The sequence below is a fragment of the Fusibacter sp. 3D3 genome (assembly GCF_001748365.1).
Taxonomy (GTDB): domain Bacteria; phylum Bacillota; class Clostridia; order Peptostreptococcales; family Acidaminobacteraceae; genus Fusibacter_A.
In genome coordinates this window covers 70018-86933 of the sequence record NZ_BDHH01000008.1, presented here as the reverse complement: position 1 = coordinate 86933, position 16916 = coordinate 70018, and the positions used below count along the sequence as shown (strand labels likewise).

Annotated in this window: 11 protein-coding genes and 1 riboswitch; of the genes, 5 read left to right on the top strand and 6 right to left on the bottom strand. The window is 39.6% G+C overall.

Translation table 11 applies throughout. The annotated features are described in order from the left end of the window. Nucleotides 1–50 precede the first annotated feature (50 nt). From F3D3_RS10845 to F3D3_RS10825, 5 genes are all read left to right on the top strand, one after another. Nucleotides 51–368: a PadR family transcriptional regulator gene (locus F3D3_RS10845; protein ID WP_069874013.1), complete on the top strand. Its 318-nt coding sequence runs from the start codon at nt 51–53 to the stop codon at nt 366–368. Then, complete coding sequence (locus tag F3D3_RS10840) at nt 365–1042, top strand: hypothetical protein (protein ID WP_069873837.1); 678 nt, start codon at nt 365–367, stop codon at nt 1040–1042. Before F3D3_RS10845 ends, F3D3_RS10840 begins: the two co-directional genes overlap by 4 nt. Nucleotides 1043–1110: 68 nt before the next feature. Beyond that, nucleotides 1111–1290, top strand: a riboswitch (cobalamin riboswitch). Nucleotides 1291–1387: 97 nt separating this feature from the next. Continuing rightward, nucleotides 1388–2431 carry a nicotinate-nucleotide--dimethylbenzimidazole phosphoribosyltransferase gene (cobT, locus tag F3D3_RS10835; protein ID WP_069873835.1) on the top strand — a complete coding sequence of 348 codons (1044 nt, stop codon included), beginning with the start codon at nt 1388–1390 and terminating at the stop codon, nt 2429–2431. Nucleotides 2432–2595: 164 nt separating this feature from the next. Then, nucleotides 2596–3342 carry a glycerophosphodiester phosphodiesterase family protein gene (locus F3D3_RS10830; protein WP_069873833.1) on the top strand — a complete coding sequence of 249 codons (747 nt, stop codon included), beginning with the start codon at nt 2596–2598 and terminating at the stop codon, nt 3340–3342. Next, nucleotides 3339–4535 carry an MFS transporter gene (locus tag F3D3_RS10825; protein ID WP_139132070.1) on the top strand — a complete coding sequence of 399 codons (1197 nt, stop codon included), beginning with the start codon at nt 3339–3341 and terminating at the stop codon, nt 4533–4535. Before F3D3_RS10830 ends, F3D3_RS10825 begins: the two co-directional genes overlap by 4 nt. A 32-nt stretch (nt 4536–4567) precedes the next feature. On the opposite strand, the gene F3D3_RS10820 is transcribed toward F3D3_RS10825, so the two are convergent. The 6 genes from F3D3_RS10820 to carA form a co-directional block, all read right to left on the bottom strand. Beyond that, nucleotides 4568–6976: a hypothetical protein gene (locus F3D3_RS10820; RefSeq protein ID WP_069873831.1), complete on the bottom strand. Its 2409-nt coding sequence runs from the start codon at nt 6974–6976 to the stop codon at nt 4568–4570. Further along, a complete protein-coding gene (locus F3D3_RS10815; protein WP_069873830.1) occupies nt 6897–10610 on the bottom strand; it encodes a hypothetical protein in 3714 nt (1237 codons plus the stop codon). Before F3D3_RS10815 ends, F3D3_RS10820 begins: the two co-directional genes overlap by 80 nt. A 14-nt stretch (nt 10611–10624) precedes the next feature. Next, a complete protein-coding gene (locus F3D3_RS10810; protein ID WP_084388962.1) occupies nt 10625–11980 on the bottom strand; it encodes an S-layer homology domain-containing protein in 1356 nt (451 codons plus the stop codon). Nucleotides 11981–12141: 161 nt separating this feature from the next. After that, the gene (locus tag F3D3_RS24110) at nt 12142–12279 is read right to left on the bottom strand and encodes a hypothetical protein (RefSeq protein WP_175438351.1); all 138 of its coding nucleotides are present in this window, start codon (nt 12277–12279) and stop codon (nt 12142–12144) included. A gap of 271 nt (nt 12280–12550) precedes the next feature. Then, nucleotides 12551–15748: a carbamoyl-phosphate synthase (glutamine-hydrolyzing) large subunit gene (gene carB / locus F3D3_RS10800; protein WP_069873824.1), complete on the bottom strand. Its 3198-nt coding sequence runs from the start codon at nt 15746–15748 to the stop codon at nt 12551–12553. Then, entirely contained in the window at nt 15741–16847 is a 1107-nt protein-coding gene (gene carA / locus F3D3_RS10795) for a glutamine-hydrolyzing carbamoyl-phosphate synthase small subunit (RefSeq protein ID WP_069873823.1), read from the bottom strand. The genes carB and carA overlap by 8 nt, the downstream gene beginning before the upstream one ends. Nucleotides 16848–16916: the final 69 nt, after the last annotated feature.

Sequence of the window (16916 nt, the reverse complement as noted above, 5' to 3'; positions counted from 1 at the left end):
TGTATTACATAGTACCATTTAAGGGAGTGAAAAATTTGATACCATCACAAATGCTAAAAGGGACTTTGGAGGGCTGTATTTTAAAGGTTATCAGTCATCAAGAAACATATGGCTATGAAATTTCGCAAGCACTTCAAACATATGGTTTTTCTAATATTTCAGAAGGCACTATCTATCCGATCCTTTTGAGACTTGAAAAAAATGCTCTAATAACTGCACAGCATAGAACTTCTCCATTAGGCCCCAAAAGAAAGTATTTCTCTATTTCCCAAACCGGTCAAGTAGAACTTGAAACCTTTTTATCCAACTGGCAAGAACTCAAAACTGCGGTTGACACACTATTTTCAGACAGAGGTGATCCCAAATGAAAAAAGAAACGCAAAAACTCAATCAACTCAATAACGCGCTCGATAAAAAACTAAGCAAAGCAAATAACGAAGTCTTAACGGATATCATCTGCTACCTGCGCGTTGCAAATATTTCAGAATATCATCAAGAGGTTGTGCGTCACGATCTCCTTGAAATGGTTCTTTCTGCTCAAGAGAGAAATGATGATATTCAAACGGTAATCGGTGAAGACTATAAAGTCTTTTGTGACGATGTGATTGCAAGCTTGCCACCAAAAACACCTAAAGAAAAGCTTTATGAACTTCTCGATATTGTTTGTCTTTCAACTTCTATTTTAGGGACGATCACACTTGCCATGGCAAGTGAAACTTATGCTCTCATTAAAGACACTATAAGTGGCAGTCCAAAAGATTTTCAACTTTCACTTTCGATATTTGAGGTATGTGCCTATTTTGCCATTATTATTGGCGCCTATATCCTTGTACAAGTAATCCTTGGAAAATCACTTGAGCACAAGGCTGAAACCAAACACCATATCTTAAAAGCATTTATCAAAGGCGCTTCATTTATGGCACTACTCTTACTTCTGGCTTGGATCGGGAAAAAAACACTCTTTACAGTGAATATTATCGTGATGTTACTCATCGTCATCTCATCTTATTGGATTCATAAGTTGCTTTCTAATGCATACTAGAATTTTAAAAATGACTTTAGACTCTTGACGTGCATTTAAATTTCATATAATATATTTTGTGTAACAACACTATAAACGACATGTGCGGTGCCAAATGATTTTGGAGAATAGGGAATTAGGTGAAAATCCTAAGCGAACCCATCACTGTAAAGTGGAGCGACTTACACATGCCACTGAGTTTACTCGGGAAGGCGTAAGATTCGTGATGATGCTGAGCCAGGAGACCTGCCGACAAGCCAAACAATGAATGAAGGCAAAGTTCATTACTCTAGGAGTAATGGGCTTTTTTTGTGCCATTTGCATAAAGTTTATGCCTTTACGCCATGTCATTGAAGGAGGATATTCATGTTAAAAAAAGTATTAGCCGGTATTACAGAGATTGATCGCGATATGATGGCAACTGTTCGAAATCGCGTTGAAAATCTCAATAAGCCACAGGGCTCTCTGGGGAAATTAGAAGATCTTGTGATTCAAGTATCTGGTATCACAGGAGAAGCCTATCCCATGACAGATGAAAAAGCACTTATTGTCATGTGCGCTGATAACGGGGTATGTGTTGAAGACATCGCTTCTGCGCCTCAAAATGTGACTTATATTCAGACTCTTAATATTCCAAGAGGATTAACGGGTGCAGGCGCGCTGGCCAAACAAATGAATGCTAAAATCTACGCCGTGGACATCGGCGTTATGACCGACATAGAAGATGCATATGTCATCAATAAAAAAGTGATGTACGGTACGCATAATATGACCAAAGGCCCTGCAATGTCACGTGATGAAGCGATCAAGGCATTAGAAGTTGGCATCGAAATAGCCCTAAAAGCTGTCGATAATGGCGCAAAAATCTTGGCCACTGGCGAAATGGGGATTGGAAACACCTCAACGTCCACTGCTGTTCTGTCTGTGATTACAGGGATTGATCCAAGTGAAATCACAGGGATTGGTGCGAACTTTCCACTGGAAAAATTGGCTCATAAAGCGGATGTGATTAAACGTTCTATTGATATCAATAAACCCAATGCAGATGATCCACTGGATATTCTATCCAAAGTAGGTGGCCTTGATATCGCTGGCATGGCGGGCACTATGATCGGTGGTGCTTATAAGAAAGTGCCCATTATCATCGATGGTTTTATCTCTACGGTTTCTGCGATTATCGCCTGTAAGCTCAACCCACTGGTAAGAGACTACTTAATTCCTTCACATTATTCACTCGAAAAAGGGGCTAAAATTGCCACAGATTATCTCAATCTTGATCCTTTTTTAGATATGAATATGCGCCTTGGCGAAGGTAGTGGTGCACTTCTTGCCTTTAATATCGTCGAAGCTGCATGTTATATGAACCTAGAGATGATCACTTTTGAAGAAGCACATTTTGATGCGCTCTAATTGTAAAATATAGGTTAAATATAAAGGAGATTCATCCAAAATAAAGGATTTATATCAATCCATATCGAATAGGAACAGTGAGCAGATCTGCTCACTGTTTTTTTATACGGATTAGTTTGCGTTAGGTCAAAATAGGATCTGCGCCTAAAGAAAGAGGTCCAATAATGAGTACTAAAGTATTAGCCCATAGAGGTTTTAGAAGTTTATACCCTGAAAACACATTACTTGCCTTCCAAAAAGCATTAGAAATTGGCGCTCATGGTTTAGAGCTGGATATTCACTATTCTAAAGATGGGGAAATCGTCGTCTTTCACGATTTTGAACTTGAACGCATGACTGGTCAAAGTGGTTCTATCTATGATTTTACATATAGAGCACTAAGCACGATGACCCTTTATCAAAATAATTTAAAAGAGAGGATTCCCTCACTAAAAGAAGTCCTTGAATTATTTTCGAAATTTGAAAGAGAACAACCGCTTTCAGAACCTCGCATACTCAATATTGAATTCAAAGCAGGAAGCCAATTTTATCCTGATATTGAAGAACGCACTCTAAAACTTGCTTTGAATTATTTGAATAAGAATCAATTGATCTTTTCTTCATTCGATCACCGAGCGCTTGTGCGGCTTAAAGAACTGGATGCGTCCGTATTAACAGGTGCTTTAACGACGGCATTGCTCATTGAACCTTGGCTTTACTTAGATCGAATTCACGCTGATTTTTATCATCCACATTACTTGACACTGAGCGGCGACCATTTAAAAGGGCTCTTGATGCAAGAAGTCAAAATCAACACCTATACGCTTAATGATCCTCAAGTTGCAAGGCAACTCATTGATCAACAAATAAACGCAATCATAACAGATTGCCCAGATAAAATACTGGCACTTTTTGATGAGGAGGTCGTATGAAGCTCAATATTAAACAAACCTTCATATTAGGGCTCGGATTTTTTGCAGTAAGCCTCGTTTGGCCACTGTATAATATCTATGTCCCTATTTTTCTAAGAGACTTTATGGATAGTCAATTCCAGATTAATGCCATTATGACGCTTGATAATATCTTGGCGGTAAGTTTAATCCCTTTTATTGCCTCATTAAGTGATCGCACGCATACACGTTTTGGAAGGCGCATGCCCTATCTCATGGTTGGTATTCCCCTCTCTGCAATTGCATTTATTCTATTGCCACATTATCTTAATTTTTTAACTTTTATGATTACAATCACCATGCTCAATTTTTCAATGGCGATTTACAGAGCACCTACTGTGGCTCTTATGCCCGATATTACCCCTGCACCGCTTCGAAGCAAAGCCAATGGGATCATTAATTTCATGGGCGGCCTCGCTTCGGTCTTTGTCCTTGTGGGAGGGTCTTTTTTGTACCGTGCAAACCCTAATCTACCCTTTTTTACAACTGCACTTCTTATGCTATTAGCACTTTTTATGCTCCTTAGGTTTATAAAAGAACCGAATACGGGTGTCCGCTCTGAAGAAGAAATGCCAAGTCTCAGGCATTCTCTATCTGAAATATACCGCGATCCCAATCATTCAACAGCTTGGATTCTAATTGCCATTTTCTTTTGGTTTGTAGGATATCAAGGTGTCGAAGCCACTTTTAGCAATTATTGTGTTCAGTTCTTAAGGCTTGAAGTTGCAGATGCCTCTCTCATTTTAGGCTTTTTTGCGCTTTCATTTTTAACTTTTGCGATTCCCTCAGGCTTTATAGGCAGCAAACTTGGAAAACGTCGCACGATTTTAATCGGTCTTCTTGGTGATACGATAGTTTTTATTCTTCTTGCATCCATTGGAACGATCGTGCCCTATTCAACGCTCATCATGATGATTTTGATGTTTATAGGTGGGTTCTTTTGGGCGCTCATCAACATCAATTCCTACCCCTTGGTTGTAGAACAGACAAGCGAAGATAAAATTGGTACGTATACAGGTCTTTATTATTTCGCTTCTTCGCTTGCGGCTATAACAGGTCCACTTATTTTGGGTGCAGTGGTGGATCTCATCAGTTTTAAAGTGATGTTTTTATTTACGGCTTGTGCTTATGCACTGGCATTTTATTGCATTTCTAAGACGTATAAGCATCTATAAATGGTTTCTACCTTTTTTTACTTTCCTACTTCCTACTCCCGATTCCCCCGAACCGGCTCAATGTAGAGCAGGTCATAGATGTTGCCTGTGATGTCGATGTCGGTGATCTCCATTTTGATCATGCCCTCTGTGTTATAGTCACCGTGCCAGTCCACGCCCTTTGGGATGACGTAGAGTGTGGCTTTATAGCTCGGCTTTAGGCGCTCGTTCTCAAAGCTCTGGGTGGAGTCTGCATAGGGCAGGGCGTATTCAAATTGCCAGAGGTCACCTTCTGCGGTTTTCTTGGTGCGTCTTAGGCGTTCTGGGAAGTAGTATCTCGTTTTAAAGTCATCTTCATAGCGGTAGACGTTGTTGTACTTGTCCCAGTAGGTCATGGATTCCAGTTCTGGGCTGAGCCTTAGGAGCGCCCTTTCTATATCCCCTTGGATTAAGGCTTCAAAGATCACGCATTCGTGTGATAGAAACCGGTGAGGTTCTATGGTGGTGACTTCGCCCTTGAGTGTGGTCTGTCCTCTCCAGTGGTTCCAGTAGCCTATGGCATCGAAGTATTTGACGGTTACGGGTTGATAGTCAAAGGAGACTTCGTCTATGGCACGGTTCCCTGATAGCGTCTGGGTTTCAAACCTTGCGGTGTACTGTCCTGAGGGTGCTGGTGCACCTGTGACTGGATCTGTTGCGATGACTTTTATATTGCGCTTCCATGTCTCTTCGTCTTCCAGGCGATTCGCTTTATGCGTTTCTGAGGTTTTGGATAGAGCGAAGGTCTTTTCATAGGGGGTCCCTGAAAAGAGTCTGACGAGGGTCTCGTTTGAATATCGCCCTGTGATGCCTTTGAGGTCATAGGTGTTGCCACTTTCTGCGGTGAGTGATGCGGTGATTTTAACGGGTGTCTTCACTTTGAAAGGGTGTGTGTTGATCATCTGGTCCTCGCCCGAAATCGGATAGTCTACACTTGTGCGCGTCTTTAGGTCTTTTAGGGCGAGTTCGATTTGATAGTCCCCATCTTTGTAAGGCGCTGGAATCTCTATGGTGATGTCATGCCAGCGCCTTTCGCTTGCATTTGGTTCGGTGTAGTGAGCGGTAGAGCTATTGGTGTAGGCAATGTCCTTTTTAAGGGTTGTGCCAGCGTTGTTTTTTAAAGTGACTTCTATGCCATGTGCTAAGGTGGTGTTCACTTTTATGTCTTTGAGTTTTAGAATTTCTGATGCGGGGATACTTTGGGTGTTAAATTCTGGTCTTTCTGTGATTAGGGTGCTGGTCAGGGTTATGGGCATTTCATCAGGCATTATAAACACCCTTTGATTGATCTTCGAGGTCGCCCCTTCTAGGTCTGTGACTGTCARTGCGATTTCAAGGGTGTCTTTATAGTTAACATTTGTAGGCTTGCCTGTGTGCCATGTGGTCTCGCCATTGATCTTGTATGCCCAGTCCCATTTGATAATGCCTTTGTTTGCCATTGAGCCGTGGTCWAGGTCATAGGATAGATCGTTTAGGGTGATGCCTATGTCTGCGGCGCTGTAGTTGTAAGTGATGTCAAAGTCTGCTATGGGCCGTCTGTGTACATAGACTTTTAAGGTGGCTGGGTCTGAGGTTCTGTTGTAACTTATAAATCTTGCATTGGTGCTGGGTTTGTCTGTTGCTCTGTATTCGATGGTAAATTTGCCCACTTTGTCAAAGGTGGTCAGGGGTACGGCTAATACTTGATTGTGATAGGCGGATAAACCCATTGTGTTTTCAAAGTAGTCTTTGTCGTGAAGGGCACTTGACCGCTCTGAGAGTTTCGAGTCGTTTTCAAGGTCTCGGTAAAATTTGTCGTAGGTGATGGTGTCTTCGCCTAATATCAYGTAAGTCCCACCATCGGGTGCAATTTGAATTTTGTTTTCGGCTATGATGTCTTCAAGCATTGCATCAATAGCATGCTCTGAATATTGTTTGCCCTTTGGATTTGCTGTYATCAGATTTCTCAAATTGGTTTCAGTCGCTGAAATGGAAGTATCATCAACATAAGAGGCTTTTGTGGAGACTCTCACAGCGATGTCATGCGCTTTTATAAAATCTTCTAAATCTTGAGATACCTTTTTAAAAGAATCCGATTTTGCAAGGTACAGAAGGTATTTACTCGAGCCTGTTCTATACGTACTTGTTTTGATTTTAGCGACATCTATCCCATAGGTTTTCCAACCGACTTGATAAGGTGATTCTTTTAAAGCAACGGTAGACCCAATTGTAACATTAAAATAATAATCATATCCTGGACCCGAACGATCATTCCCATCGTCGTCATCACGATCAACATTAACCCAAGGATTATAAGTCTTATGAGAATAGGTGTACATCTCTTTATAAGCAAGATATTTATAATCAAATAGGGGTTTGATCCGTTGGGGATAGCCAAAATGACTTTGACACCGAATTGATTGTAAATATTGATGCATATTCATAACGAGAAGAGATTTTGAGTTTATCCACTTTTGGAATTAAATTTAAATAAGGTGCGCTGCTTGTTTGACTTGCATCAATTTCATCAACAGATGTATAAACAAATGGTATTGACCTTAGATTAATCGTATTTTGCCATTTTTCTCCTCTAGAATAGGTAAAGTCAGAATGTGTGACTTGCCTTGGATAGATCACCGTTACATAGCCAGGACCCGAATATTTAACGACATACTGGATGCCCTCAGGCACATTTAACCCATTTGTAAACGTTTCTTCACCTTCTAGGATTGTGGGTGTCTCTTTGAATGTGTAAAGGTGTCCMTCYTTTCCATAGGCTTTATTGGGTTCTATTTTTTCTATACCGCCTATCTGCGCATCTAAATGAGATAAGTTGGTCAGTTCGACGATCTGGTTTGAACCCTCGAAAACGTATTTTGTATTGTACATCGTTTGTATTGTATATGAGTAAGCGCCTGATATAGAAGCAGGTGGCACATTGACAAAACCCGTTGACATACCAAATCCATTTAGGCCCAAGCCATAGCCGTACCACTTTCCAGTATTTTTACGGGCCACTACGGTTACACCATTTGACCAAAGATAATCTATACCGGTTAACCCCTGTACCTTTGTCGCATTATAATAACCCGTCACATTATTATAAGAGCCATAGCTATAAGGGTGTCCCCCCGATTCATCTGATGTTACRCTKACAATCCACCTATAGTCTGCAACATTTTCCCAAGATGTAAAGAACGATCCTACACCAAAAACATAATTATAAGTRCTGCCAATGGCATATACATCGCCACTCTTTGTGAGCATATAGTACTTATCATCACCACCTACAAGTTGTTTCACATCACTCAATATTTTAATGGGRGCTAGGACAAAAATTTGATCACTTCCCCAAAAACCAATACTATTGGTCGATGTTGTGCCCAAAAAGTAAACGTCTCCATTTTCAAGAAGCCAGAGCTTACCTGCACCATTATGGATTTGATAACTTTTAATGATCCGTGCAGGAAAAGTCCCTTCTGTGGTTTGTGTTTTGTTGGTATAAAGACGTGATGTGGTGTATGAGACCACATAGGTGTGATCTGAATACTCCAGTAGGCCGTTCCAATAGGCAACAGGATATTTTTCAGTGTCTGCGTTGGTCACATTTATATASCCAGTYGCATCTGGATGCAGATAGCGTCCAAGGTATTTTTTTTCTGAGATCACATTGAATTTGATATTCAAAAATTGGTCATAGCTTTCATTTACCATTAAATTCAGCTTGGATTCAAGATCTAAAAGGTCTTGACCTTCATAGTCTGTCATTACATCAATGTCAATCTTTTTTTCATTCACTGCCATGAAGTTGACCACTGGCTTATAGTTGTCTACGGTGACAATGCATTTTGTCGTTCCCGTTTTGTAGTCTGCTTGTGTGATAAAATGAGGTATGGTCTCTTGGCCAAAGCTTTCCGTTACCGCTAATGTAATTTCATACTGGCCAACGTGTGTTACATCAAATTTCAATGCGTTATCTGTATAGTCCGTGGTGGCCTTTATGTTTACCGCAGTTTCATCTGTAAAAAGACCATCATTGTCGCTGTCAAATCGGTATGACCATGTTCTATTTTGAACAGAGTCGCCATCTGTCGAATACGAATGATCGTAAGCGGTGATAGTGGCTTTCTGTTCACTGTTTCTAAACTGTGGGGTTGTGCTGTCAATCACCATACTTGGTGGTAAGTCCTCTGATATGTTTAAAATCATGGTTTTGGTATCGGTTAGACTATAAGTATTTGTCCCTGTACAGGTCACAAGGTATTTGCCCTCTTTTTTCATAAGYACATCAATCTGTTTGCCATGTGCCGAAACCATTTTAACGTTGCTTTGAGGATTTATAACGTCCATGRGTGTGATTGTCCAGTTGTAGTGCTCACCYACTGGGCTAGAGTATTCGCTATAGTTTATGGCACTTAGTGTGATTTTTCTGTTTTCCTTATAGTAGCCAGAACTGGATAGTTCTATTGAGGGATGTGGCGGTGTTATTTTGATATAACCACCYGTTTCACTTCTTGCGCCGTCATCATCGGTTACGCCCAAAATGACTTGAAATRTCCCTGTGCCTTTAAATTCTGGATATGCATATGATTTGGAATCTTCTTGATTAAAGCCAATGCCTGGTATGGAAAAATCATAGGTTTCTATTGTACCATCAAGATCATATGAGCGTCCCCCTGATATCCGTGTACTGCCGATTAAGGATTCTGCTTGCATGTCAAGCACTGGCACTGGGGGTAAATTGTTAGCGTTTTTGTAAAGGTAGGTTGAGCTTCTCGCTATGGGCGATTCKATCATCCCACCCCCCTTTAGGGTGACGATTGCCCTMCCTTCGAATATTTGAGTTTTAGGGATGCCGTAGTAAGGAATCGTAAAGCTATATGCCATGCTCTGGCTAAGGCTTGGATAAAAAAATTGCGACTTTTTTTGATCYTTTTCATAGGTGGAGAGTTGAAGCTCCACGGATAAAATATCTGTCTGCTCTACATTCAGTACTTTTGTGTTTAAAGTAACTGGGATGCTGATTGAATTTTGTGTGTCCTCGAGCATGATTTCGGGTGGTGAAGTTACGATTGCGGTTGCTAGGGGATTCGCGTTCTTTTCAATGACAACTCGAGTGGTTGCAGGCGTTTTAGAAGGTACTTCAACCGAAGTATTCCACCAAGCTCTAAAACAGACTGCTGCCGTTGATAATTCAACTTCATATTCCCCAACTTCAAGACTGTTTTTAAACGGCGTCCCCGAACTTGACATAATGACTGGCAACCAAGTGGATGTGCCAATTTTTCGGTATTTCCATTTATAAATAAGGGGCATACTCTTATTTGGAAATGTGCTGCCCGTTGCATCGAGCTGAATCGTTTGTCCTTCTTTGAAAGTATGAACAGGTCTAACGGCTCTTACACTGTCAACCGTGCCGTTTATTTCGGGTTTAGGTTCTCCCACTGGTTGTGGTGGAAAACCTAATAGTATGCCGTAATAATCTTCATGTACAGCTTTAAGTGTGTCTGAATTCCAGTCAATCCCCGAACCTAAAAATTCTGACTCTGTTTTCCAAATTGTACCCTCAGGAATAAGTTCACCATTTGCGCCGATGAAAATTGAGCCTTGTGGCACATTGTTCTTTACTTTTGCAAAAACGGCATCTAACTTAAGAATGTTATCCTTTGCGAAAAATTCAGCGATGTTCACTCGATCAGCAGAGTCCTTATAGGTTTTCTCAAAAGCTTCAAAGATGGATGGAATGCCTTCATTTTGGATGGTATTGTCTGGGCTTAGGGGGACGTGGAAATAGTTTGTTGACCACGTTTTACCTTTTTCATCTTTGTATTCAACAAAATCGTAATTTTGTCCTAAAAAAAATGCTTCATAGTTCTTACCATTTTGTGTGAAATAGGCTTTAAAACCAACGGTTCTAAAGGCAATACCTGTGCTCACTGTGGGGGTGTTTGTTACGAAATCAAATGCATTGGTCCATTTGTTGTATGGATTTATAACATCGTTTTCTGAAAAATCAAATGGCATGATCAAGTTTATAAATAATACAAATATTAAAAAAATACTTATTTTTTTTTTCATCTTTTATTGACTCCTTAATTAGAAGGGGTAACAGGGATAAAGTCTGTAAGATAGTAATTATTAGCATAATTTGGCGTGCTGTGTTCCCATTCAACACCACTATGTGCACCGTAATCACCTACTAAGGCTTCAAGATCAATATAATACCACTGGTCAACTTTAAGTTTCACAACAACATCATTAAAATGTGTTTGAAACATTTCTGCTTTTTGGCTTGGCGATTTAAAAGTAAAATACAAGCGTCCTCTCAATCTGGGATATCCATCAGAACTATTATAGAAAAGGGTTTTATCTGTTATAAATTGACTCTCCATAATCAAAGTATTGCTTTGAATGGAATTGATCAAACTCTCAATACGATCTTTTTTAGGATTATTTGTCGCAGATACCCATTGAAGCGATTTTTGATAAGTCTTCATATCCGCTTGATAATCATAATTATAAAAAACTTTCATAGCTTCAATGCCGATGCTTATTAGTGAATCTGTATATTCTTTTTTGGCTTCATAATTATCATATCCTGGTGCAGACCATTTTTCGTTAATGTAATCATCATAGTAATAGTAATCGTATAAAAATCCTGAAAATGTATTGTTCTCATGTTGCTTTAATTCGGAGATTACTTTTTCATTATCAATAACGGGTTTGCCATTTTCAAAAGGCATTTGAATGCTGTTTTTACTTTCAATAGGGTATTTTAAATCAACAAACACCCTAAATTCATTTTTTGTTTTTGTTGGATTAGCCCTTTTCCCCTTATCGAGCACCCTCTCAATCACCACACACGAAGCACCACGTGTCATAAGCCCTTTAGCATCAAAGTGATTCGAATTACCAGTAAACACACCTTTTTGAAGCATACTATAAACGCTATCTCTGTATGCGCTTTCAATTTGGTCATGGTCGAATATCACTTGATCCAGTATTGACGTGTAACACTGGTCATACTGGATCCCCTCTTTGATCTGTAATGCTCTATAAAGGATGGTTGCTGCTTGTTCTCTTGTGATTTCATTTGTAGCATCTGCCATGGGCTCACCTGTTTTAACAAGTCCAAGTTCGGATGCTCTTTTCATGATCGGCATATCCCATGTTTCGTTATTTTGTATCGTTGGGATGGTTTCATTCATGGCTTTAAGGGTTAGGGATAGAAACTCCACGTTACTGATGGATTTATCGGGTTTGAACGTCCCATCAGGATATCCTGAGATTACGCCTTGGCTGACAAGTGAAGTAACGAAGGGTTCTGACCAGTGGCCAGAGATGTCGGTGGGGGTGGATGATGCAAACGAAGGTTGTGCTACGATTATAGTTTGTGTTAGGATGGTTAGGGTTAATAGGGTTGTGGTTAAGATTTTAGTGAGTTTCATAAAATATTCTCCTCTTTGATCTGTTTTTTTGTGGTCTTTATTGGTTTGTCATATCGTTCTTCTGTGTGACATATAATACATGAAGGTTACGCCACCGCATAGTGAGGACTAGAAATCGAAAGGTAGAATGATATCTAATGATCGATACGCCTCTGAGGCAACTATTTTTTATGAATTCTAACATGTATCTCGGGTTTTATGCCGAAAAGTTCTCGTGTACCCTCATCTTCAATTTTGAGTTCTTTCTTGTGTCTAATATTTTGAGTTATAAAGACTTTTACCTGATCTTCGTGATGCATCTCTCTTCCTCCTTCTCTATCTGGCGAATCACACTATGATCCGTCACAATGTTGTGATATTACGATTATCACTTAACAATAAATGTATTTTTTTAAGTATAACATATGAGATTAAGTAAAATAAAGAACATTTTTACATTATTTTGCATAATTTTACCAAATTCATTCTAAGCTAGGCGAAAACTAATGATTTATAATCAAAACACCCTCCAAAACAATTTTGGAGGGTGCGGCTCTGCTTGTGAATTAGATTGAGTTCAAAACGCATTTTTTAAGCTAAAGCATTGATATCAAACACTTCTAAATTACTAAATATTTCCGGTTTAGATAAGATATTCACAAATGATAAATACGTATCATAAGCCGTCACACATGGAATTTTCTTTTCTGTGGCAAAACGCCTGATATTAAAAGTCTTTTTAGCTTCGCCTCCTGAGAGATTTGTCACGACAAATTTCACATGCTCTTCATCAAATACTTGATAGATCGCTTCAACCACAGTATCGAATTTCAAATCTATCCCATGTTGATTCATCAAATCAGCCGTCTCCCGATCAGATACAAGTTCGTAGCCAATCAACTGAAACTGTTTCATAATCTCAAGTGCCTCTGCGGTTTTACTGTCGATAGAATCAATGATACAAACGACTTTGCCGTGATGATCAAAAGAATTGCCGATGGCCATAAACCCTTTTGCAAGTGCTTTATCCACGGTGGTTTCAATGCACATCATTTCACCCGTTGACTTCATATTAGGACCCAGTTCAACATCAACCCCTATGAGCTTATCATTTGAGAATACTGGAATTTTCACTGCATATACAGATTTTTCAGGATAGAGCCCTAAGCCATATCCCATATCTGAAAGTGATTGTCCCAACATGACACGTGTTGAAAGCTCAATCATAGGAACCCCTGTAATCTTGCTTAAAAACGGCACTGTTCTCGATGCTCTAAGATTGATTTCGATGCAATAGAATTGACCCTCTTTTTCAACCAACTGAATGTTCATAAGCCCATGAACATCAAAAGTCTTAGATAATTTCTGAGTTAAAATATACAAATCTTTTTTTAATGATTCGGTTAAAGCCTTTGAAGGATAAATAGATATACTATCACCTGAATGAATTCCTGCACGCTCAAGATGTTCCATAATGCCTGGGATCAAAATTTCCTCACCATCACAAATGGCATCAATTTCGATTTCCATGCCCAGTATATAGCGATCCACAAGCAATTCATCATTTCCAAGTGCAAATAGCATCTTCGAATATGATCGGAGTTGATCTGCATCATCTATGATTTTCATCCCTAGTCCGCCGATGACATAACTCGGTCTTATGAGCACTGGAAATCCGTACCCCTCGGCAATGGTCATCACTTCTTCCACATTATTGGCACTTAAACCCTCTGGATGAAGAATGTCCACTTTATCCAATAAATTGTAAAAATCTTCTCTATTTTCAGAAGCCTCAATATTCTCAAAAGAAGTTCCAATGATTAAATCCTTTAATATTTCAGCCAATTTCAATCCCGTTTGACCACCATACTGAATTATGATGCCATCTGGTTTTTCGAAGTCTACAATGTTTAAAACATCTTCCACGGTGATTGGCTCGAAATAAAGTTTATCAGAAACATCAAAATCTGTACTCACCGTTTCAGGATTGTTATTGATGATAATACCTTCATAGCCCTGTGCTTTTACCGCTTTAATCCCATGAACTGAACAATAATCAAATTCAACGCCTTGACCAATTTTAATTGGCCCTGAACCGATAACGATGACCTTCTTCTTATCCGTACGCATATTCTCATCGAATTGATCATATGTGGAATAGTAGTATGGTGTAAGAGCCTCAAATTCGCCGCTACAAGTATCCACCATCTTATAAGTTGGAATGATCCCCAAACGCTTTCGATAAGCTCTAATGCTCATCTCGTCCGGATTTCCAAGCAAGTGTTTGGACAGAAAGGCATCAGACATGCCGATTCTTTTCATTTCAAGCAATTCAACTTTCCCGATGGACTCCAGCGTAGACTTTTTCACCAAATTCTCAAAAGTGATGATTTTTTTGAGTTTATGAAGGAAAAAGAAATCAATCCCCGTCTGTGCGTGAATGCTTGGTATACTGACTTCTCTTCTTAAAAGCTCCCCCACATAGAAAATGCGATCACTTTTAGGTTTTGCAATTTCTTCAAATAATTCATCTAAAACCATCTTTTTAAGGGGCTCAAAGATTAAGCTGTATTGATTGAGCTCAAGCGAACGCACCGCTTTTAAGAACGCCGCTTCAAAGTTATTGCCAATGGCCATTACTTCTCCAGTTGCCTTCATTGTAGTGCCTAGACTTTTATCGCCCTCTGGAAATTTATCAAAAGCCCATTTGGGAAACTTGACCACACAGTAATCTAAAGCGGGTTCATGACACGCTTTTGTCTTTTGAGTAATGTCATTGACGATTTCGTCCATTTGATAACCGAGTGCTATTTTAGTCGAAACTTTTGCAATTGGATAACCAGTTGCCTTTGACGCCAGTGCTGACGATCGACTTACCCTTGGATTGACTTCTATCACATAGAACTGAAAACTCTTAGGATCAAGTGCATATTGAACATTACATCCCCCTACGATTTCAAGTTCAGCTGCGATATCAATTGCCGCTTTTCTAAGCATTTGATATTCTTTATCACTTAACGTCTGCGAAGGTGCCACCACGATGCTATCACCCGTATGAACGCCAAGCGGGTCTATATTTTCCATGTTACAAACCGTGATACAGTTGCCAGCCGAATCTCTCATGAGCTCATATTCAATTTCTTTCCATCCCATAAGTGATTTCTCAATAAGCACTTGGTTTACAGGCGAAAGTGCTATCCCTCTTTTGACGATCGCTTCGAATTCTTCCATCGTATGACAGATACCGCCACCAGTCCCACCAAGCGTATACGCAGGTCGTGCCACTACAGGCAAATCAAGATGGTCTAAACAGGCAAGCGCTTCTTTATACGTCGTCACTGCATAACTTTGAAGCACTGGAATCCCGATTTTCTCCATTGCCTTTTTAAAGCCTTCTCTGTCCTCAGACTTTTTTATGCCTTCAATAGAAGTGCCTAACACTTCAATCTTATACTTATCTAAAAGTCCAAGATCGTGAAGGTTAACTGCCACATTAAGACCTGTTTGACCACCAATTCCCGGAATAATTGCATCTGGCTTTTCTTTGATAATTATTTTTTCAATAAAATCAATTTGAGCGGGTTCAAGGTAAATGGCATCTGCCATTTCACGGTCCGTCATAATCGTTGCAGGATTGTTATTCACTAAAATGGTATAATGGCCTTCTTCTTTCAGCACTTTGCAAGCTTGACTTCCAGAATAGTCGAATTCAGCACCCTGTCCAATGACGATAGGACCAGAACCTATGATCAGCACTCTTCTCTTTTTTTCGATTATATGATTATGCATTTTTAGTCTCCTCCATCATCGCAATAAATTGATCAAACAAATAAGCAGAATCACCAGGTCCTGGTGACGCTTCTGGATGGTATTGAACACTAAAAACAGGTTTGTAATTATGTTTTAAGCCCTCTATTGAGTCATCGTTAACATTGAGATGTGTTACAGTAACATCAAGGGGTTCAAGTGTTTCTTTGACAACGACATAACCATGATTTTGAGAGGTGATCATCACTTTATTCAGGTTTATATCCTTAACAGGGTGATTAGAACCCCTATGACCAAATTTAAGTTTTTGAGTCTTTGCACCCAGTGCAAGTGCAATCAATTGATGTCCTAAGCAAATGCCAAATACAGGTTTTGAATCAAGCAATTGCTTTACCACTTCTACAACGCTTTGATAGTCTTCAGGATCGCCAGGGCCATTGGATAAAAACACACCATCAGGATTATAAGCCATGATGTCCTCATAACTTGTGAATGCCGGAAATACTTTTACATGTCCTGATCTTAATGCCAAGGATTCTAATATATTACGTTTGATTCCAAAGTCCAGCACTGCTACTTTGTAATCATTTTTCTCAGTAGCAACGTCCATTGTGTAACTCTCTTTTGTGGAAACCGCTTCAAGAAGCGCTTCCCCACTGACCAAATTGTCTTTTTGAGCAAACAAAATTTGAAGATCGCCACCGACTGAGTTAAAAACAGATTCTGTGACAATAACGCCGATCATGGTGCCTTTATCCCTGATATGTTTGACAAGTGCTCTGGTATCCAATTGCTCTATTCCGATGATTTTATGTGATTCCAAATATTCAGAGAGTGTCATTTTACCTCTCCAATTTGAATAATGCCCTACAAATTCTCTTACAATAAGACCTTTGATTTGAGGTCCAACCGATTGGATGTCTTCTAGATTGATGCCGTAATTGCCGATGATTGGGTAGGTTAAAATCACCATTTGTCCAAAATAAGATGGATCTGTGATGATCTCTTCATATCCTGTCATCCCTGTATTAAAGACAACCTCTCCAATGCTCTTTTCGAGAGAGCCAAATAATTTCCCTTCGAGGACAAATCCATCCTCTAATACCAAATATCCTTTCATACACCCTCCAATAATTAATGTATCACTGTACATTATTAATTAACACAATACGTTTATTTTATGACATTT